This window comes from Methylobacterium jeotgali (assembly GCF_022179345.1).
GTDB classification, from domain to species: Bacteria; Pseudomonadota; Alphaproteobacteria; order Rhizobiales; family Beijerinckiaceae; genus Methylobacterium; species Methylobacterium jeotgali.
This window is the reverse complement of the sequence record NZ_BPQR01000019.1, coordinates 30,997-49,713: the sequence shown is the minus strand read 5'-3', so window position 1 is coordinate 49,713 and position 18,717 is coordinate 30,997. Positions and strand designations below refer to the sequence as shown.

The 18,717-nt window shown below is 71.7% G+C and carries 20 protein-coding genes; 10 read left to right on the top strand and 10 right to left on the bottom strand.

From position 1 onward, the window contains the following. Positions 1-62: 62 nt before the first annotated feature. Positions 63-1,334: a diaminopimelate decarboxylase gene (lysA, locus tag MFF04_RS06100; protein WP_238274560.1), complete on the top strand. Its 1,272-nt coding sequence runs from the start codon at positions 63-65 to the stop codon at positions 1,332-1,334. On the opposite strand, the gene MFF04_RS06095 is transcribed toward lysA, so the two are convergent. Next, entirely contained in the window at positions 1,283-2,368 is a 1,086-nt protein-coding gene (locus tag MFF04_RS06095; protein WP_238274559.1) for a threonine aldolase family protein, read from the bottom strand. The genes lysA and MFF04_RS06095 overlap by 52 nt on opposite strands. Before the next feature lie 137 nt (positions 2,369-2,505). Between MFF04_RS06095 and MFF04_RS06090 the strand changes: the two genes are divergently transcribed. Next, entirely contained in the window at positions 2,506-5,136 is a 2,631-nt protein-coding gene (locus tag MFF04_RS06090; RefSeq protein WP_373319972.1) for a TIGR02302 family protein, read from the top strand. An 81-nt stretch (positions 5,137-5,217) separates the two neighbouring features. Continuing rightward, on the top strand, positions 5,218-5,403 hold the full coding sequence (locus MFF04_RS06085; protein ID WP_163535937.1) for a twin transmembrane helix small protein: 186 nt from the start codon (positions 5,218-5,220) through the stop codon (positions 5,401-5,403). 27 nt (positions 5,404-5,430) lie between these two features. Here MFF04_RS06085 and MFF04_RS06080 read toward each other — a convergent pair whose 3' ends face one another. Then, positions 5,431-6,000 (bottom strand): lipocalin-like domain-containing protein, encoded by a 570-nt coding sequence (locus MFF04_RS06080; protein WP_373319970.1) that lies wholly within the window; start codon positions 5,998-6,000, stop codon positions 5,431-5,433. 197 nt (positions 6,001-6,197) lie between these two features. Here MFF04_RS06080 and MFF04_RS06075 point away from each other — a divergent pair, with 197 nt between their 5' ends. The 5 genes from MFF04_RS06075 (at position 6,198) to MFF04_RS06055 (ending at position 10,448) form a co-directional block, all read left to right on the top strand. Next, positions 6,198-6,836 carry an acyloxyacyl hydrolase gene (locus MFF04_RS06075; protein WP_238274557.1) on the top strand — a complete coding sequence of 213 codons (639 nt, stop codon included), beginning with the start codon at positions 6,198-6,200 and terminating at the stop codon, positions 6,834-6,836. Positions 6,837-6,920: 84 nt separating this feature from the next. Then, positions 6,921-7,487, top strand: a complete 567-nt coding sequence (locus MFF04_RS06070; RefSeq protein WP_238274556.1) for a cob(I)yrinic acid a,c-diamide adenosyltransferase — start codon at positions 6,921-6,923, stop codon at positions 7,485-7,487. Between the two features lie 170 nt (positions 7,488-7,657). Beyond that, positions 7,658-8,407 (top strand): electron transfer flavoprotein subunit beta/FixA family protein, encoded by a 750-nt coding sequence (locus MFF04_RS06065; protein WP_238274576.1) that lies wholly within the window; start codon positions 7,658-7,660, stop codon positions 8,405-8,407. Between the two features lie 82 nt (positions 8,408-8,489). Then, positions 8,490-9,440 (top strand): electron transfer flavoprotein subunit alpha/FixB family protein, encoded by a 951-nt coding sequence (locus MFF04_RS06060; RefSeq protein ID WP_238274555.1) that lies wholly within the window; start codon positions 8,490-8,492, stop codon positions 9,438-9,440. Between the two features lie 126 nt (positions 9,441-9,566). Then, complete coding sequence (locus MFF04_RS06055) at positions 9,567-10,448, top strand: 3-hydroxybutyryl-CoA dehydrogenase (RefSeq protein ID WP_238274554.1); 882 nt, start codon at positions 9,567-9,569, stop codon at positions 10,446-10,448. A gap of 47 nt (positions 10,449-10,495) precedes the next feature. On the opposite strand, the gene MFF04_RS06050 is transcribed toward MFF04_RS06055, so the two are convergent. From MFF04_RS06050 to MFF04_RS06030, 5 genes are all read right to left on the bottom strand, one after another. Next, positions 10,496-10,807: a hypothetical protein gene (locus tag MFF04_RS06050; RefSeq protein WP_238274553.1), complete on the bottom strand. Its 312-nt coding sequence runs from the start codon at positions 10,805-10,807 to the stop codon at positions 10,496-10,498. Between the two features lie 113 nt (positions 10,808-10,920). Then, positions 10,921-11,931, bottom strand: coding sequence for an NAD(P)H-quinone oxidoreductase (locus MFF04_RS06045; RefSeq protein WP_238274552.1), 1,011 nt, complete (start codon positions 11,929-11,931; stop codon positions 10,921-10,923). Positions 11,932-12,006: 75 nt separating this feature from the next. Continuing rightward, positions 12,007-12,639, bottom strand: coding sequence for a uracil phosphoribosyltransferase (upp, locus tag MFF04_RS06040; protein WP_238274551.1), 633 nt, complete (start codon positions 12,637-12,639; stop codon positions 12,007-12,009). A gap of 103 nt (positions 12,640-12,742) precedes the next feature. Continuing rightward, positions 12,743-13,222, bottom strand: a complete 480-nt coding sequence (locus MFF04_RS06035; protein ID WP_238274550.1) for a DUF2852 domain-containing protein — start codon at positions 13,220-13,222, stop codon at positions 12,743-12,745. 57 nt (positions 13,223-13,279) lie between these two features. Then, entirely contained in the window at positions 13,280-13,918 is a 639-nt protein-coding gene (locus tag MFF04_RS06030) for a TetR/AcrR family transcriptional regulator (RefSeq protein WP_238274549.1), read from the bottom strand. Positions 13,919-14,106: 188 nt separating this feature from the next. On the opposite strand from MFF04_RS06030, the gene zigA reads away from it, so the two are divergent. Continuing rightward, entirely contained in the window at positions 14,107-15,315 is a 1,209-nt protein-coding gene (gene zigA, locus MFF04_RS06025) for a zinc metallochaperone GTPase ZigA (protein WP_238274548.1), read from the top strand. Between the two features lie 11 nt (positions 15,316-15,326). Next, positions 15,327-15,623 carry a hypothetical protein gene (locus MFF04_RS06020; RefSeq protein WP_238274547.1) on the top strand — a complete coding sequence of 99 codons (297 nt, stop codon included), beginning with the start codon at positions 15,327-15,329 and terminating at the stop codon, positions 15,621-15,623. Here MFF04_RS06020 and MFF04_RS06015 read toward each other — a convergent pair. The 3 genes from MFF04_RS06015 to MFF04_RS06005 are packed head-to-tail and all read right to left on the bottom strand — an operon-like array spanning position 15,613 to position 18,700. Then, complete coding sequence (locus MFF04_RS06015) at positions 15,613-15,801, bottom strand: DUF1192 domain-containing protein (RefSeq protein ID WP_238274546.1); 189 nt, start codon at positions 15,799-15,801, stop codon at positions 15,613-15,615. The genes MFF04_RS06020 and MFF04_RS06015 overlap by 11 nt on opposite strands. Before the next feature lie 36 nt (positions 15,802-15,837). Continuing rightward, entirely contained in the window at positions 15,838-17,058 is a 1,221-nt protein-coding gene (locus MFF04_RS06010) for a phosphopentomutase (protein ID WP_238274545.1), read from the bottom strand. A gap of 1 nt (position 17,059) precedes the next feature. Next, on the bottom strand, positions 17,060-18,700 hold the full coding sequence (locus MFF04_RS06005; RefSeq protein WP_238274544.1) for an ABC transporter ATP-binding protein: 1,641 nt from the start codon (positions 18,698-18,700) through the stop codon (positions 17,060-17,062). Positions 18,701-18,717: the final 17 nt, after the last annotated feature.

Below are 18,717 nucleotides of genomic sequence, written 5' to 3'. Positions count from 1 at the left end.
CGGCTGAGCCGCGACGCGGCCGGGCGGGCCCGGTCCCGCGCCCCTGCCGCGCCGAGCCACCGATGCATCATTTCCACTACCGCGACGGACGCCTCCACGCCGAGGAGGTTGACCTCGCCCGCCTCGCCGACGAGGTCGGGACGCCGTTCTACTGCTACAGCCGCGCCACGTTGGAGCGGCACTACCGGGTCTTCGCCGAGGCCTTCGCCGACGATAGCGCCCTCGTCTGCTACGCGATGAAGGCGAACTCGAACCAGGCGGTGCTCACGAGCCTCGCCCGCCTCGGCGCCGGCATGGACATCGTCTCGGAGGGCGAGCTGCGCCGGGCGCTCGCGGCCGGCGTCGACCCGCAGCGGATCGTGTTCTCCGGCGTCGGCAAGACGCGCGGCGAGATGGCCGCCGCGCTGAAGGCCGGCATCCTCTGCTTCAACGTCGAGAGCGAGCCGGAGCTGGAGACCCTTTCCGAGGTCGCGGCCAGCCTGTCGCTCCGCGCGCCGGTCTCGATCCGGGTGAATCCGGACGTCGACGCCGGCACCCACGCCAAGATCTCGACGGGCAAGTACGAGAACAAGTTCGGCATCCCGATCACCCGCGCGCGGGAGGTCTACGCCCGCGCCGCCGCGCTCCCCGGCCTCGCCGTCTCCGGCGTCGACATGCATATCGGCAGCCAGATCACCGATCTCGCGCCCTTCGATTCCGCCGCGCGCCTCCTCGCTGGCCTCGCCCGCGACCTGATCGCGGACGGGCACGCGCTCCATCACATCGATTTCGGCGGCGGACTCGGCATCCCCTACCGGGACGACAACGCGCCCCCACCTGACCCCCAGGCGCTCGCCGCGGTGCTGCGCCCGCATTTCGCGCCGCTCGGCCTACGCCCGGTCTTCGAGATCGGCCGCATGATCGCGGGCAACGCCGGCATCCTGGTCACGCGGGTCCTTTACGTGAAGCGCTCCGAGGGCCGCGTCTTCGTGATCGTCGACGGGGCGATGAACGACCTCATCCGCCCGACCCTCTACGAGGCCTACCACGCGATCCGCCCCGTCGCGGAGCCGGCCGCCGAGACGCCGCGCCTCACCGCCGACGTGGTCGGCCCTGTCTGCGAGAGCGGCGACTATCTCGCCCTGAACCGCGAGATGCCCGAGCCGAAGCCCGGCGACCTTCTGGCCGTGATGACCGCGGGCGCCTACGGCGCCGTCCAGGCCGGCACCTACAACACCCGGCTCCTCGTGCCCGAGGTGATGGTCGACGGCGAGCGCAGCGCGGTGATCCGCCCGCGCCAGACCTATGACGAGCTCATCGGTCTCGACCGCGTGCCGGACTGGCTCTCCGCCTGATCGGCGCAGGCCTCGGCGAGGTCGCGGACCAGCGCGTCGAGGCGGGGGCCTTGCGTGTCCCAGCCGAACATGAAGCGGGCGCCCCCGGCGATGAAGGTGTAGAATCGCCAGCCCCGCGCCCGCAGGGCCTCCATGACCGGCGGCGGCATCCGCAGGAACACCGCGTTCGCCTCGACGGGAAAGAGCGGCTCGATCCCCGGCAGCCCGGCGACGCCCTCCGCGAAGCGCCTTGCGCAGGCGTTGGCGTGGGCGGCGTTCCTGAGCCAGGCCCCGCTCTCCAGCATCCCGACCCAGGGGGCGGCGAGGAAGCGCATCTTCGAGGCGAGCTGCCCGGCCTGCTTGCAGCGGTAGCCGAAATCCTCCGCGAGGCTCGGATCAAAGAAGATCACCGCCTCGCCCGCGTGCATGCCGTTCTTGGTGCCGCCGAAGCAGAGCACGTCGACGCCCGCCCGCCAGGTCATGTCGGCGGGCGCGCAGCCGAGGCTGGCGCAGGCGTTGGCGAAGCGCGAGCCGTCCATATGCAGGCTGAGCCCCAGCACCCGGCAGGTCGCCGCGATCGCCCGGATCTCGTCGAGCGTGTAGACCTGTCCGGTCTCGGTCGGCTGGGTCAGCGTCACCACCCGGCATTTCGGGAAGTGGATGTCGCTGCGGGCCATGGCGACGCTGCGGATCGCCTGTGGGTCGAGCTTGCCGTTTGCGGTGCGCACCGCGAGCAGCTTCGAGCCGTTGGAGAAGAACTCCGGCGCGCCGCACTCGTCGGTCTCGACATGGGCGGAGTCGGCGCAGATCACGCTGTGGTAGGACTGGCAGAGCGAGGCGAGCGCCAGCGAGTTCGCGGCCGTGCCGTTGAAGGCGAAGAACACCTCGCAGCGCGTCTCGAACAGGTCGCGCAGCGCGTCCGCTGCCCGGATCGTCCAGGCGTCCTCCCCGTAGGCCGGGGCGTGGCCGCGATTGGCCGCCTCCATCGCGGCGAAGGCCTCCGGGCAGATGCCGGAGTAGTTGTCGCTCGCGAATTGCTGCGCGTCGTCGCTCATGGCGGCCTCGTCGAGGATGCGTCCGGGAAGATGGGTCCGAACGGTCCCGCTGACAGACGCGGGCTGGGCTGATTTGACCCGGCGTCCGGCGGGGGGCACCGTGCTAGCCTCCCGACCGGCCAGACGAGGAACGGCACATCCGCGTGAGCAGCGACACCAGGCCCGGACACGACTCCGCCGCCGGCCCGGCCCGCGCCCGGCTCGACGCCCTGGTGCGGCGCGCGAGCCTCGCCGGGCTGTGGGAGCGGGCCTGGCCGCTGCTCTGGCGGATCGCCGGCGTCGCCGGGCTCTTCGTGGTCCTGTCCTGGCTCGGGCTCTGGCTCGACCTCGGGCCGCGCTGGCGGATGGCGGGGCTCGCCGTCTTCGCCGGGCTGCTGATCCTCGCCGCCTACCCCCTCGCCGGCCTGCGCAGGCCCGGCCGGCGGGAGGCGCTGGCGCGCATCGACCGGGAGGCCGCCCGCTCCGGCGGCTCCGCGCACGATCCGGCCTCGGCCGTCGAGGACAACCTCGCCCTCGGCCATGCCGACCCGGCCACCCGCGCCCTCTGGGCGCTCCACCAGCGGCGGGCAGCCGAGGCGGTGGCGCGGCTCACCGTCGGCCCGCCCCGCCCGGAGATGCCCCGGCGCGACCCCTACGCGCTCCGCGCCGCGCTGATCGTCGCCTGCGCCGCGAGCCTGTTCGTCGCCGGCAGCGAGTGGCGCGGGCGCATCGGCGCGGCGTTCGACTGGCGCGAGCCTCCGCCTCCCGGCCCGAGCTTCCGGGTCGACGGCTGGATCGATCCGCCCCTCTACACGCGGATGCCGCCGCTCATCGTCGCCCTCTCGGGCGCCGAGCACCGTCTGCGGGCGCCGGTGAATTCCCAGCTCGTGGTGCGCATCGCCGGCGAGGGCGAGGCGAGCCTCGTTCCCCATTCCGGCCTGGAGGGGCTGCCCGGCAAGCCCGCGCGTCCGGATCTGCGTGAGGAGCGCTTCCGCATCGTCGGTCCCGTCTCCGAGCTGAGGGTGACGGCGGGCGGCGCCGAGCAGCGTCTCGTCATCGACGCCATCCCCGATCTGCCGCCGGAGGTGCGCAGCGTCGGCGGCCCGGAGGTGAACGGGCGCGGCACCTTCAACCTCACCTACCGTGCCAAGGACGATTACGGCCTCGCCTCCGCCGAGGGCATCGTCGAGCCGCTGAAGGCGGGGCGCGCCCTGGTGCCGCCGCCGCGCATCCCCCTGGCGCTGCCCTCCGACACCAGCGGCGAGACCGACACCAAGACGCTGGTCGACCTCACCGACAATCCGTGGTCCGGCGCGCGGGTGCGCTTCAACATCGTCGTGAAGGACGAGGCCGGCCAGGAGGGCCGCACCGAGCCCGCCGAGATGACTCTGCCGGCCCGGCCCTTCCGGGACCCGCTGGCGCGGGCGCTTGCAGAAGAGCGCCGCCGGCTCCTCACCGGGCCCGACGAGGGCCGTCTCCATGCCCAGACCGCCCTCGACGCGCTGCTGATCGCCCCCGACCAGTTCACCCCGAACCCGAGCGTCTATCTCGGCCTGCGCACCGCGACCTCGCGGCTGCGCGCGGCCCGCGACGACGACGGCCTGCGCGAGGTCGCCGCGCTCCTCTGGGAGATGGCCCTCAAGATCGAGGATGGCGACCTCTCGGACGCCGAGAAGCAGCTCCGCCAGGCGCAGGACCGCCTCAAGGACGCCATCGACCGCAACGCCTCCGACGAGGAGATCCAGCGCCTCACCCAGGAGCTGAAGCAGGCGCTCGACAAGTTCATGCAGGAGTTCGCCCAGCGCCAGCAGAACAAGGACGGCGCCGAGCGCGGCGAGCAGCAGCAGCCGCAGCGGGGCGCGAAGACGGTCACGCCGGACCAGCTCCAGAAGATGATCCAGGACATGGCCGACGCCATGAAGCGGGGCGACACGGCCGAGGCGCAGCGCCTGATGGAGGAGCTGCGCAACACCCTCGAGAACCTCCAGAGCGCCGACCGCGGGGGTAAGCCCGACCAGACCGCCCGCGAGATGCAGAAGCAGATGCGCGAGCTCGACGCGATGACTCGCGACCAGCAGGAGCTGCGCGACGAGACCTTCCGGGAGGATCAACAGGGCCAGCAGCGCCGTCCCGGCGGGAAGCCGCAGGGACAGCAGCAGGGACAGGGGCGCCAGCCCCAGCAGGGCGGCCAGGGCCAGCAGGGCGAGAGCGGCGACCAGCAGCCGGGCCAGCGCGGCCAGGAGCGCCGCCAGGGTCAGGGGCCGGGTCAGGGCCAGGCGGACGGCAACCCCGGAGAGCGCCAGCAGGCCCTGCGGCGGCGCCTCGAGGACCTCCAGAAGCGCATGAAGGAGAACGGCGCCCAGGGCGAGGAAGGGCTCTCCGACGCCGAGGGCGCCATGCGCGAGGCCGAGCAGGCCCTGCGCGAGGGCCGCCAGGGCGACGCGGTCGACGCGCAGGGCCGCGCCCTCGACGGGCTGAAGCGCGGCGCCGAGGGCATGTCCAAGCAGATGCAGGAGATGGCCGAGGCCGAGGGCCAGGGCCAGGGCGAGCAGGAGGGCAACCAGCAGGGCGGCCCGCAGGGGCAGGCGGGCAACCGCGACGACGACCCCCTCGGCCGCCCGACCAAGGGCCGGGAGACCTCCGACGGAAGGGTGCGCGTGCCGGGCGCCGACGAGTCCGCCGTCCAGCGGGCCCGCAAGATCATGGAGGAGCTGCGCCGCAAGCTCGGCGACCCGAGCCGCCCGCGCGAGGAGCTCGACTATTTCGAGCGACTGCTGCGTCGCAATTGACCGGGCGCGCGGCCTGCCGCCCGGCCGTCCGGAAGCGTAAGACGGCCGCAGACCGATCGTCCCCGGAAAGCTCGACCGATGATGTCCTCCAACACCCTCGTCCTCGTCGCCTGCGCCGCCGTCGCGGTGGTGCTGCTGCTCGGCCTCGTGAACATGATGCGCGGCGGCAGCGCCAACCTCTCGCAGCGCCTGATGCGCCTGCGCGTGCTGCTCCAGTTCGTCGCGATCATCGTCATCATGGGCGTGGTCTGGTGGCGGTCGGCCTGACCGCGGGCTCCGGACACGCGCCTTTGCTCACTCCTTGGCGCGCTCGAAGGTCACGATGCTGCGGGTCTCTCCGCGGTCGGCCCAGTTGGGCATGACCCGCCAGGGGGTGAGCACTTGCAGGCGATCGCCTTCGAGGGTGAAGGAGCGGGTCTGCTCCGTCCCGATCCATTTCGGGTCCCAGGCCACGTCGACGCTGGTCGTCCACTTGTCCCCGTCGAGCCGGTAGCGGCCGGTATAGGAGACGAGCGTCTGCAAGAGGGCCGCGCGCTGCGCGTCGCTCTCCGCCGGCTTGCGGCCCTCGCCGGTGAGGATGAAGAAGACGCGCTTCTCCGGCGTGAAGATGACGTAGCCGGTCGGACGCTCGCCCATCGCCGGCAGCTTCGTGCCGTCGGCGCGGGCCTCCACCTCGTAGGACACGAGCTTCCACAACCCGACCACGCGGGCCTCGTCCTGGGCCCAAACCGCCCCCGGCATCAGGCAGGCCGTCACCGACAGCCCCGCCCCGATCGCGGCTCGCGCCGCCTCGCGCCGGATTGGGAAGCTTCCCTGCGCGAGGGGCGCATCGGCGATGCGGATGCCGTGCCGAGGATGAGTCATCGGTTCATCTCCGTGGCGGCCCCGTCCTGAACGTCCGATCCTCGGCTGGCCGTGCCGGGGATGGCCGGCGAGAGCGGCCGAGTGTGGCGTTCGCGCCCCACAGGTTCAGCAAAAGCACAGGCGCCGGATGAATTCACGGGCTGCGGTCCGGTCGGCGTGATAGTCGAGACGGATTGAAATGGACGGACCGGCCGCCAATGACGTCACCCACTGCCCGGATTCTCCTCGGCGTCCTCGCCGCTTCCGGCCTCACCGTCGCTCAGGCCGCCGATCTCGGGGGCGCCAGGGCCCCCGCCCCGCTCGCCTACGCTCCTCCCGCCCAGCCCTACTCGATCGTCTCGGAGCTGCGCATCGGCGGGACTGTCCAGGATCCCGGCAGCGCCGAGGGCAAGGCCCGCGGTTTCAGCACCGCCAACGTCGTCGGCGAGATCCTGTTCGCGAAGCCGATCGTGTTCCAGGACCCGTTCTGGCAGGCCTTCGTGCCCCGCGCGACGGTCGGCGGCAGCTACAACACCGGCGGCCGCACCAGCTACGCCTATCTCGGCGCGACCTGGAGCGTCGACCTCTTCCCAGAGACCTTCGGGCGCCGGGTGTTCCTCGACGGCTTCTTCGGCGGCGCCGCCCATAACGGCTACACCGGGCCGAAGGCCTTTACCCCCTACGGCTTCAACTCCCTCGGCTGCTCGCCGCTGTTCCGCGAGGCCGCGGCGCTCGGCTTCCGCATCACCGAGCACTGGAGCATCATGGCCACCATCGAGCACATGTCGAACGCCGGCCTGTGCGCCAACAACCGCGGCCTGACGAACTACGGCGGCAAGATCGGCTACACGTTCTGACGTCGGACGGTCCGGCCGCCTTGCGGGCGGCCGGCGTTTTGGCCAGGGTCGCGGCCTCCCGGCGAAACTCGGAAGGCGTGCCGCGTGGTCACTCTCAACAGGATCTACACCCGCACGGGTGATCGCGGCACGACCGCGCTCGCCAACGGCGAGCGCCGCTCCAAGGCCGACCTGCGGGTCGAGGCCTACGGCACGGTCGACGAGACCAACGCCTGCGTCGGCCTCGCCCGGCTGCACGCCGAGCCGGGGCTCGACGCGATGCTCGGCGCCATCCAGAACGACCTCTTCGACCTCGGCGCCGATCTCGCCACGCCGCCGAGCGTCGAGCCGCCGGCCTACGAGCCCCTGCGGATCGTGCCGGCGCAGGTGAAGCGCCTCGAGGAGAACATCGACGCGCTCAACGCGGCGCTGTCGCCGCTCAAGTCCTTCGTGCTTCCGGGCGGATCGCCGGCGGCGGCCGCGCTCCACCTCGCCCGCACCGTCTGCCGGCGGGCCGAGCGGCTCACCGTGTCGCTGGCGGCGGCCGAGACCGTCTCGCCGGAGGCGGTGCAGTATCTCAACCGGCTCTCCGACTTTCTGTTCGTCGCCGCGCGCGCCGCCAATGCCGGCGGGGCCGGCGACGTGCTCTGGGTGCCCGGCCAGAATCGCTGAGGCGACCGCGCTGCCGCAGTGCACACGGCTCGCGTTGACAAGGCGGAAATGTGGCCGTTACGGTCCGCCGCCCTGTAAAGAGGCCGAGCTTGCATGTTGCGGCGCCAACGGCGCCGGACGGGGGCGACGGCCCGCCGGCTCTGTGTCTCACTCGGAGGATCGTGACCGCCATGAAGGTTCTGGTGCCCGTCAAGCGGGTCGTCGACTACAACGTCAAGATCCGCGTCAAGGCCGACGGGTCCGGCGTCGAGCTCGCCAACGTCAAGATGTCGATGAACCCATTCGACGAGATCGCCGTCGAGGAGGCGATCCGCCTGAAGGAGAAGGGCAAGGTCACGGAGATCGTCGCGGTCTCGATCGGGCCGCAGCAGGCCCAGGAGACGCTGCGCACCGCCCTCGCCATGGGCGCCGACCGGGCGATCCTGGTGAAGACCGACGTGAACTGCGAGCCGCTGGCGGTCGCCAAGCTCCTCAAGGCCGTTGTCGAGAAGGAGAGCCCCGGGCTCGTCATCCTCGGCAAGCAGGCGATCGACGACGATTCCAACCAGACCGGCCAGATGCTCGGCGCGCTGCTCGGCTGGCCGCAGGGCACCTTCGCCTTCAAGGTCGAGCTCGGCGACGGCGCCGTCGACGTGGTCCGCGAGGTGGACGGCGGTCTCCAGACCGTGGCCCTCAAGCTGCCAGCGATCGTCACCACGGACCTGCGCCTCAACGAGCCGCGCTACGCCTCGCTGCCCAACATCATGAAGGCGAAGAAGAAGCCGCTCGAGGAGCTGGCCCCCGAGGCGCTCGGCGTCGACGTGACCCCGAAGCTGAAGGTCCTCAAGACCGCCGAGCCGCCGGGCCGCTCGGCCGGCGTCAAGGTCGCCTCCGCGGCCGAGCTCGTCCAGAAGCTGAAGGTCGAGGCCGGGGTCCTCTGATCCCCCTCCGCCGCCGTCCCCTCCGATGCCCGCTCGCGGCCGCCCCCAGGCGCCCGGCGGCCGCGCCCCAGGAAACGCCACGATGACGACCCTTCTCCTGATCGAGCACGACAACGGCGCCGTGAAGGACGCCACGCTGAAGGCCCTCACCGCCGCCAAGGATCTCGGCGCGCCCGTCCACGGCCTCGTCGCCGGCTCTGGGGCCAGCGCGGTCGCCTCGGCCGCGGCCAAGCTCGACGGCATCGAGAAGGTGCTCGTCGCCGAGGACGCGGCCTACGATCACGCCCTCGCCGAGCCGACCGCGGCCCTGATCGCCGCGGTCGCCGAGCCCTACGATGCGATCGTGTCCTCGGCCTCGACCACGGGCAAGAACGTGCTGCCGCGGGTGGCGGCACTCCTCGACGTCGCCCAGGTCTCCGACATCATCAAGGTCGTCTCGCCCGACACGTTCGAGCGGCCGATCTACGCCGGCAACGCCATCCAGACCGTCCAGGCGCCGGGCCCGAAGAAGGTGATCACCGTGCGCACGGCCGCCTTCAAGGCGGCGGCCGAAGGCGGGTCGGATGCGGCGGTGGAAGCGGTCTCGGCGGCCGCGCCCGGCCAGGCCGGCTCCTCCTTCAAGGGCGAGGAGATCGCCAAGTCCGACCGGCCGGAGCTGGCCGCGGCCAGGATCATCGTCTCCGGCGGCCGCTCCCTCGGCTCGGCCGACAAGTTCAAGGAGCTGATCGAGCCGCTCGCCGACAGCCTCGGCGCCGCGGTCGGCGCCTCGCGCGCCGCGGTCGACGCCGGCTACGCCCCGAACGACTGGCAGGTCGGCCAGACCGGCAAGGTCGTGGCGCCCGACCTCTACGTCGCGGTCGGCATCTCCGGCGCGATCCAGCATCTCGCCGGCATGAAGGATTCGAAGGTCATCGTCGCCATCAACAAGGACGAGGACGCGCCGATCTTCCAGGTCGCGGATTACGGGCTCGTCGGCGACCTCTTCCAGGTCGTTCCCGAGCTTCAGGCGGAAGTCGCCAAGGCGAAGGGCTGAGCCTCGGCGCCGCCGGGCGGAGGGCTGCACGGCGGCGCGAGAATGGTCTAGAAGTCCGACGCGGCGGATGATTTCGCGGGGCGGTGGCGTGCTCTCATGGACGTGCGCCGAGGAATGGGCCGAGAGATGAGTATCGACATCAAGCGGATCGGAATCGTCGGTGCCGGTCAGATGGGCAGCGGCATCGCCCATGTCTGCGCGGTCGCCGGGCTCGACGTCCTCATCAACGATCGTGAGACCGAGCGTGTCCACTCAGGACTCGCCACCATCGACGGCTTTCTCGCCCGTCAGGTCGCCAAGGGCACGATCGACGAGGACCAGCGGCGGCAGGCGCGGGAGCGGGTCCAGCGGGCGGACGGCTTCTCCGACCTCGCCACCTGCGACCTCGTGATCGAGGCGGCGACCGAGGACGAGGCCACCAAGCGCCAGATCTTCTCGGCGCTCTGCCCGCATCTCGGCCCTGAGACGCTCGTCGCCACGAACACCTCGTCGATCTCGATCACGCGCCTCGCCGCCTCGACGGACCGGCCGGAGCGCTTCATCGGCATCCACTTCATGAACCCGGTGCCGGCGATGCAGCTCGTGGAGCTGATCCGCGGCATCGCGACCGAGGACCCGACCTACGAGGCGGCCAAGGGCTTCATCGCCAAGCTCGGCAAGACCTCGACGGTGTCGGAGGACTTCCCGGCCTTCATCGTCAACCGCATCCTGCTGCCGATGATCAACGAGGCGATCTACACGCTCTACGAGGGCGTCGGATCGGTCGAGGCGATCGACACGGCGATGAAGCTCGGCGCCAACCATCCCATGGGCCCGCTCCAGCTCGCGGACTTCATCGGCCTCGATACCTGCCTCGCCGTGATGCAGGTGCTCTACGAGGGCCTCGCGGACTCGAAGTACCGCCCCTGCCCGCTCCTCGTGAAGTACGTCGAGGCCGGCTGGCTCGGCCGCAAGACCAAGCGCGGCTTCTACGACTACCGCGGCGAGCACCCCGTCCCGACGCGCTGAAGCCGGCCCGCTCTCGCGGACCGGCTCCCAACGCTCGTCCTGGACGCTTACGGGTTCGGACGCTCCGTGCCCGCGCCCGTCTTCGGCTGGGCCGGCGACGGATAGGCCGGGTTGCCGGCCGGCACGTTGCTCGAGTTCGTCGAAGCCGAGCCGGGCTGGCCGCTGACCGAGCCCGTGACCTCGCCGCGCGCGGCGTCCTGGCTGCGGCTGGCGTAGTCGTTCGGGGACTTGGTGCCCTGCCAGGTCAGCAGGCCGGCGGTGGCGATCCCGAGCAGGAGGAGGCTCGTGATCAGCACGAACAGCATGGGCTTGCCCTTGCTGCCCTGGCGCGCGTCGGTCTCGGGTAGGCGTTCGGCCATCTCTCACCTCGATCGGTAGAGCCCCCCGCGGGGCCGGAACGCGCTCCGCCGGGACGGAGCGCTCGATGGAGGTCGAACGCGAGCTTGGCGCGGCTGGTTCCTGCCGTTTCCCGTCAGCGGCCGGTGACGAGCAGGATCTTCCCGAGATGCGCGCTCGACTCCATCAGCGCGTGGGCCTCGGCCGCGGCCTCCAGGGGGAAGGTGGCGTGGACCACGGGCCGGATCGCGCCGGAGTCGAGATCCGGCCACACGTCCCGGCGCAGGCCCTCGGCGATCTCGGCCTTGTCGGCGTTCGGCCGGGCCCGCAGCGTCGCGCCCGTGAAGGTGAGGCGCTTGAGCATGATCGGCGTGATGTTGACGGTCTCGGCCTTGTGCCCGCCCATCAGGGCGATGAGCACCAGCCGCCCCTCGACGGCGAGCGCCGAGAGGTTCTTCTGGAGGTAGCTCGCGCCGATCATGTCGAGGATCACGTCGACGCCCTTGCCGCCGGTGATCGTCTTAATCTCCTCGGCGAAGTCCGCCTCGCGGTAGTTGATCGCCGCGTCGGCCCCGAGCGCCTCGCAGAAGCGGCACTTCTCGGCCGAGCCCGCCGTGGTGATGACCCGCGCCCCGTGGCGCTTGGCGATCTGGATCGCCGTCGAGCCGATGCCGCTCGATCCGCCATGGACGAGGAAGGTCTCGCCGGCCTTCAGGCGACCGCGCTGGATCACCGTCGAGTAGACCGTGAAGAACGTCTCCGGGATGCCGGCGGCGTCGACCAGCGAGAGCGGCGCCGGGCGCGGCAGGCACTGCGCCGCCTCGGCCACCGCGAACTCCGCGTAGCCGCCGCTGATGACCAGCGCGCAGACCTCCGCGCCGATGGCGGGCTCGCTGACGCCCTCGCCCTGCGCGACGACGCGGCCGGCGATCTCCAGCCCCGGAATCTCGGTGGCGCCCTTCGGCGGAGGGTAGAGGCCCTGGCGCTGCATGACGTCGGGCCGGTTCACGCCCGCCGCGACGACCTCGACCAGCACCTGCCCCGGCCCCGGCTTCGGCAGCGGCGCCGTCTCGACCTTCGCGACCTCCGGTCCGCCGGCACCGTCGAAGCGGATCCGGCGCATGGTCTCGGGAAGCGTGCCTGTCATCGGGTCTCTCCGTGGATGGCCCCTCATTGCGGCGCGGAGCCCGGTTGGCAAGACCGCTGGCTGGCAGGGCCGCGCTCAGCGGGTGCCGTACATCCGGTCGCCGGCATCGCCGAGGCCGGGCACGATGTAGCCGTGGTCGTTGAGGTGGCTGTCGATCGCCGCCGTCCAGATCGGCACGTCCGGATGGGCCGATTGCAGGCGGGCGATGCCCTCGGGCGCGGCGAGCAGACAGACGAAGCGCAGGTCGCGGGCGCCGCGCTTCTTCAGCTGGCCGATGGCGGAGACGGCCGAGTTCGCGGTGGCGAGCATCGGGTCGAGGACCAGCACCGTGCGGTCGGCGAGGTCCGAGGGTGCCTTGAAGTAGTACTCGACGGCCTCGAGCGTCTCCGGGTCGCGGTAGATGCCGACATGGGCGACGCGGGCGGAGGGCACCAGCGAGAGCATCCCGTCGAGGAAGCCGACGCCCGCGCGCAGGATCGGCGCCAGCACCAGCTTCTTGCCCTGGATGCGCTGCGCCTCCATCCGCGCGACCGGCGTCTCGATGCTCACGGGCTCCAGCGGCAGGTCGCGCGTGACCTCGTAGGCGAGCAGCATGCCGATCTCGTTGAGGAGCTGGCGGAAGCCCTTCGTGGAGCAGTCCCGGTCGCGCATCACCGTCAGCTTGTGCTGCACCAGCGGATGATCGACCACCGTCACGGTTGCGTTCATGTCTCGCGCCCTCCCCGGACCGTTTCCGCATGGCGGACGGCCGGATGCAAGAAGGGCTCCCGCCTCGCGACGGGAGCCCTCCTCACCACTCAGGACGATCGGATCAGACGGCCGGGCCGCCCTCGCTCCGGCGCTCCTCGCCGCGGCGCTTGGCCATGAAGGCGTCGAACTCCTCGCGGTCCTTGGCCCGGCGAAGCTCCTCCACGAAGGCCGTGAAGGCGCGGCTCTCCTCCTGGAGCGCCCGGCGCTGGGCGTCGAGCTTGTCGAGCTCCGCCCGGCGGTAGTCGTCGAAGGCCCGGTTGCCGGTGAAGCCGCCAGCACCCGCCGCGGCGAAGGCCCGGGCGAAGCGGGACGGCGGACGCATGTCGCCGCTCTGCCAGCGCTTGAGGCCGCCCTTGACGAGGTCCCGCAGCTCGGAGGCCGCTGGGTAACCCGCGAGCTTCCAGCCGACCAGGGCGAGCCCCAGCGGCCACCAGTAGATGAAGCTCACGACGATGGCGCCGATCTCGATCGAGCGCCGGGGAAAGGGGCCGCTGCGGCAAGCGCCGCCACCGGCCCAACGCGACGTTGTGGAAAAGCTCACGGCTCACGGCTCCCATTGATGTGAACAGCATTCACATGCGGATGCCGAGAGGCGGTTTCAAGGGCCTTGCCGCTGCGCGGGGGAGCCGGCCCCGTGGACGATGGCGAGGACGCCGGCCCGCAGCAGCTCGTACTTGTCCGGCACGCCCGGACCCTTGGGGAGTTGGCCCGCTGCCGCCAGCGTCGCGAGGCCGTGCGAGAGCGCCCAGACCTCCAGCGCCACGAAGCGCGGATCGACGCCGCCGAAGCCGGCGGGGAAGGTCGAGCGCAGCGCCTCCACGAGGAGGTCGAAAGGGCCGGGCCGCGTCTCCGCCGCCTGCACGGGCGCTCCGAAGCTGCGGGTGTCGAAGATCGCCGCGTAGTAGCCCGGCTCCTCCTCGGCGAAGGCGAGATAGGCCTCGCCCATCCGGGTGAAGCGTTCGAGCGGCGTGCCCTGCGAGCCGATCGCCCGGGCCAGCCGGTCGGCGAGATCCGCGAAGCCGCGGCCGGCGACCTCCTCGAGCAGCGCCTCCCGGCCGCGGAAATGCCGGTAGAGCGCGGCCGGCGTCACGCCGACGAGACGAGCCGCATCGACCAGGGTGAAGCCGCCGACCCCGCGTTCCGCGATGAAGCGGCGCGCCGCCTCGATCAGCGCCTCCTTGAGGTTGCCGTGGTGGTAGCTGCGCCGGTCCTTGGGGCTGTCCCGCCAGGGTCGCACGTCGGCTCCTCGTGTCCGTCCTGAGGGGAGACGAGCGACGGGCCTCCCAGGTTGCACCGGCGCCGCTGTAGCACACCGAAAACGCGCCCAGGCATTCATTGTCGAGAAGTGGACTGAAATCTCCCGGACGACGCTTGACGGCCACACTTCATGCAAGCAATGTAATAATGTTGCATATGGAGCCTGCCGTGGATCGTCGATTGCCCGTCACCGTCCTGTCAGGCTTCCTTGGGGCCGGCAAGACGACGCTGCTCAACCACGTCCTGAACAACCGAGAGGGCCGGCGCGTCGCCGTCATCGTCAACGACATGAGCGAGGTGAACATCGACGCTGATCTCGTCCGCGAGGGCGGCGCCGGGCTGTCGCGCACGGACGAGCGGCTCGTGGAGATGACCAACGGCTGCATCTGCTGCACCCTGCGGGACGACCTCCTGGCCGAGGTGCGCCGCCTCGCCGAGGAAGGCCGCTTCGACTACCTGCTCATCGAGGGCACGGGCATCGCCGAGCCGCTGCCGGTGGCAAGCACCTTCTCGTTCCGCGACGAGGACGGGGCCGCGCTCAGCGACATCGCGCGCCTCGACACCATGGTGACCGTGGTCGACGCCCTGAACCTCCTGAAGGATTACGGATCCAACGCCTTTCTGCGCGACCGCGGCGAGACGGCGGGCGACGGCGACGAGCGGACGCTGGTCGACCTCCTCGTGGAGCAGATCGAGTTCGCGGACGTGATCGTCATCAACAAGGCCGGCGACGCAAGTTCCGCGCAGCTCGACCTCGTGCGAGCAGTGGTGCGCGGGCTCAACGGCGACGCCCGCATCGTCGAGGCGCGCCACGGGCAGGTGCCGCTCGCCGAGGTGCTCGACACCGGCCTGTTCAGCGAGGAGCGCGCCGAGCGGCACCCGCTCTGGTTCAAGGAGCTCTACGCCCCGCACGAGCACCGGCCGGAGACGGAGGAGTACGGCATCGGCTCCTTCGTCTACCGGGCACGGCGGCCCTTCCACCCGGAGCGCTTCGGCGCCTTCGTCGCGCAGACTTGGCCGGGGTTGATCCGCGCAAAGGGGCATTTCTGGCTGGCGACGCGGCCGAACTGGGTCGGCGAGTTCTCGCTCGCCGGGGCGGTCGCGCGGGTCTCGGCGATGGGCTACTGGTGGGCGGCGGTGCCGCGCGCCCGCTGGCCCGGAGACGATGCCATGCAGGAACGCCTGACGAAGGTCTGGAGTCCGGTCTGGGGCGACCGCCGCCAGGAGCTCGTCTTCATCGGCACGAATCTCGACCGGGACGCGATCACCACGGCGCTCGACGCCTGCCTCGTCGGCTCGGTGGCGACGACGCGCTTCGATCCGGCGCCCTTCCGCTCCCTGCCCGACCCGTTCCCCGTCTGGGACCGGGCGGCCTGACGCCGGGCGCGATGGCCTTCGTCAGCCTCAAGGCCTGGCGGTCGCGCTCCGCCGAGCGCGCCGCGCTGGCGGGCCGCCTCAAGGGCGAGATCTCCGCCGCCCTCGCCCTCGGCGAGGACGACGCGCTGCATCTCAACGAGCTGGCCTGCCCCGATCCGGGCTGTCCCGACATGGAGACGGTGGTGCTGGTGATGCGCGCGGCCGAGCCGACCCGCGCCTTCCGCATCCGCCAGACGATGGACCGGGTCGAGCCGGAGGACGTGGCCCGTCTCGTCGAGGAGGAGCGCGCCCAGCGCGCTACAGCTTGAACACCGAGCCCGCCGCCTCCAGGGCGGCGCGCTTGGCGGTGATCGCCGCCTCGATACGCTCGATCTCGGCGCGCAGCGACGCGGCGCGGGCCTCGAGATCGTCCACGGAGAGGTCGTCGAGCTTCTGGCCGATCTCGTGGGCGGCCGGACGCTTCGGCGTCCAGATGTCGTCGTCCATGGGCGGCGTCTCCCTCCGATCCGATCCTCGGCCGTCTTACCAGGGCTTTCCATACTCTAGGGCGGGCAGCCCGAGATGCCGGGCGACGCTCGCGCCGATGTCGGAAAAACTCTCGCGGCATCCCAGCGCGCGGGCGGGCAGACCCGGCCCGAAGGCGAGGATCGGCACCTGTTCGCGGGTGTGCTCGGTGCCCGTCCAGGTCGGATCGTTGCCGTGGTCGGCGGTGACGAGGCAGAGGTCGCCCGGCTGCAGAGCGGCCTCGATCTCGGGCAGGCGGGCGTCAAAGGCCTCGAGTTCCGCCGCGTAGCCCGGCACGTCCCGCCGGTGGCCGTGGTCGGTGTCGAAATCGACGAGATTCACGAAGACGAGCCCGCCCTCGGGCAGGTCGGCCATGGCGGCGAGCGCCGCGTCGAGGCAGGCGCCGTTGCGGCCGGGTTTCAGCTCGGTGCCGGTGGCGCGGTGGGCGAAGATGTCGCCGATCTTGCCGACGCTGACGACCGCGCGGCCGTCTCCGACGGCGATGTCGAGGAGCGTCGGCCCCGGCGGGGCGACGGAGAAATCCTTGCGGTTGCCGGTACGCCGAAAGCCCTGCTCGGCCGAGCCGATGAACGGCCGGGCGATGACGCGCCCCACCCGGTAGGGGTCGCAGAGCCGGCGGGCGATCCCGCAGAGATCGTAGAGCCGCTGGAGGCCGAAGGTCTCCTCGTGAGCGGCGATCTGGAAGACGCTGTCGGCCGAGGTGTAGCAGATCGGCTTGCCCGTCCGCAGATGCTCCGCGCCGAGTTCGTCGACGATGGCCGTGCCGGAGGCGTGGCGGTCGCCGAGGATGCCGGGAAGGCCCGCTTCCGCGACGAGCGCCGCCGTCAGCTCCGGCGGGAAGGAGGGAAGCAGGTCTGGGAAGTGTCCCCAAGGCTCGGTGAGGGGCAGTCCGGCGATCTCCCAGTGGCCGGAGGGCGTGTCCTTTCCGGCGGCGGTCTCGACGGCGTGGCCATGGCTGCCGCGCGGGCCGCTCTCGGGCGGTTCAAGCCCCGGCGGGATGCGGCCCGTGGCGCCCTGCGCCGCGAGGCCGAGGCCGAGGGCGGCGAGATTCGGCAGGCGCAGAGGTCCCCGCCGCAGGCCCTCGCGGTCGCCCCGCCCCTCGGCGCAGCGCGCGGCGATGTGCCCGACGGTGTCGGCGCCGGCATCGCCGTAGCGAGCCGCGTCGGGCGCGCCGCCGATGCCGACGGAATCGAGGACGATCAGCAGCGCGCGCACCATCTCAGGCCGACTCGGACTCGAGCGCCGGCTCGGCGAGCGTCTCGCTCTTCAGGGCGAAGGCCGCGGTGAACAGGGCGCGGGTATAGGGCGTCGTCGGGTTCGCGAAGATGCTCTCGGCGGGTCCCTCCTCCACGATCTGCCCGTGCTGCATCACGACGACGTAGTTCGCGAGCGCCCGCACCACCTTCAGGTCGTGGCTGATGAACAGGTAGGCGAGCCCGCGCTCGGCCTGGAGCCGGCGCAGCAGCGTCACGATCTGCGCCTGCACGGAGCGGTCGAGGGCCGAGGTCGGCTCGTCGAGCACCACGAAGCGGGGCTCCAGCACCATGGCGCGGGCGATGGCGATGCGCTGGCGCTGGCCGCCGGAGAACTCGTGCGGGTAGCGGTCCATGGTCGCCGGATCGAGCCCGACATCGGTGAGCGCCCGGGCGACGATCGCCCGTCGCTCGGCCCGCAAGCCGCCCCGCCCCTGCACGACGAGACCCTCGGCCACGATGTCGGCCACCGACATGCGAGGGGAGAGCGAGCCGTAGGGGTCCTGGAAGACCACCTGCATCTCCCGCCGGAGCGGGCGCATGGCGGCGGGGCCGTAACCTTCGATGTCGCGGCCGAGAAAGACGATCGGTCCCTCCGAGCCCGTCAGGCGCAGCAACGCGAGGCCGAGCGTGGTCTTGCCCGAGCCCGACTCGCCGACGACGCCGACCGTCTCCCCCGCCCGCACCCGCACGCTGACGCCGTCGACGGCGCGCACGTGGCCGGTGGTCCGGCGCAGCAGCCCTTCCTTGATCGGAAAGTGGACCTTGAGCGGCCCCGCTTCGACCAGCACCGGGGCGTCCGGCGCGACGGGGTTCGCGGCGCCCTCGGGCTCGGAGGCGATGAGGCGCTGCGTGTAGGGGTGCTGCGGGCGGGCGAAGACCTCCGCAACGGGACCCTCCTCCACGATCTTTCCGCGCAGCATCACGCAGACCCGCGAGGCGATGCGCTCGACGATGCCGAGATCGTGGGTGATGAACAGCATCGCCATGCCGAGCCGCTTCTGGAGGTCGGCCAGCAGCGACAGGATCTGCGCCTGCACGGTCACGTCGAGGGCGGTGGTGGGCTCGTCGGCCACGAGCAGGTCGGGCTCGCAGGCGAGCGCCATGGCGATCATCACCCGCTGGCGCTGGCCGCCGGACAGCTCGTGCGGGTAGGCGCCCATGCGCCGCTCGGCGTCGCGCAGGCCGACGAGCTCCAGCAGCTCGAGGATGCGCGCCCGCGCCTTGCGGCCGCTCAGGCCCCGGTGGAGCGCCAGCACCTCGCCGATCTGCCGCTGGATCGTGTGCAGCGGGTTCAGCGAGGTCATCGGCTCCTGGAAGACCATGGTGATGTCGGCGCCGCGCACCTCGCGCATCGCTCGCTCGGGCAGAGCCAGCAGGTCGCGGTCCCGGAAGACGATGCGCCCGCCCGGATGATGCGCGGCCCCGTCGAGGAGACGCAGGATGGAGAGCGCCGTCACCGACTTCCCCGAGCCGGACTCGCCGACGAGCGCCAGGGTCTCGCCGGGGGCGATCGTGAAGCTGACGTCGTCCACGGCGAGGGTCTCGCCCTCGCGACCGCGGAAGGCGACGGACAGGTTCTCGACGGACAGGAGCGGCGCGGTCATGCGTTCCGGAGGCTCGG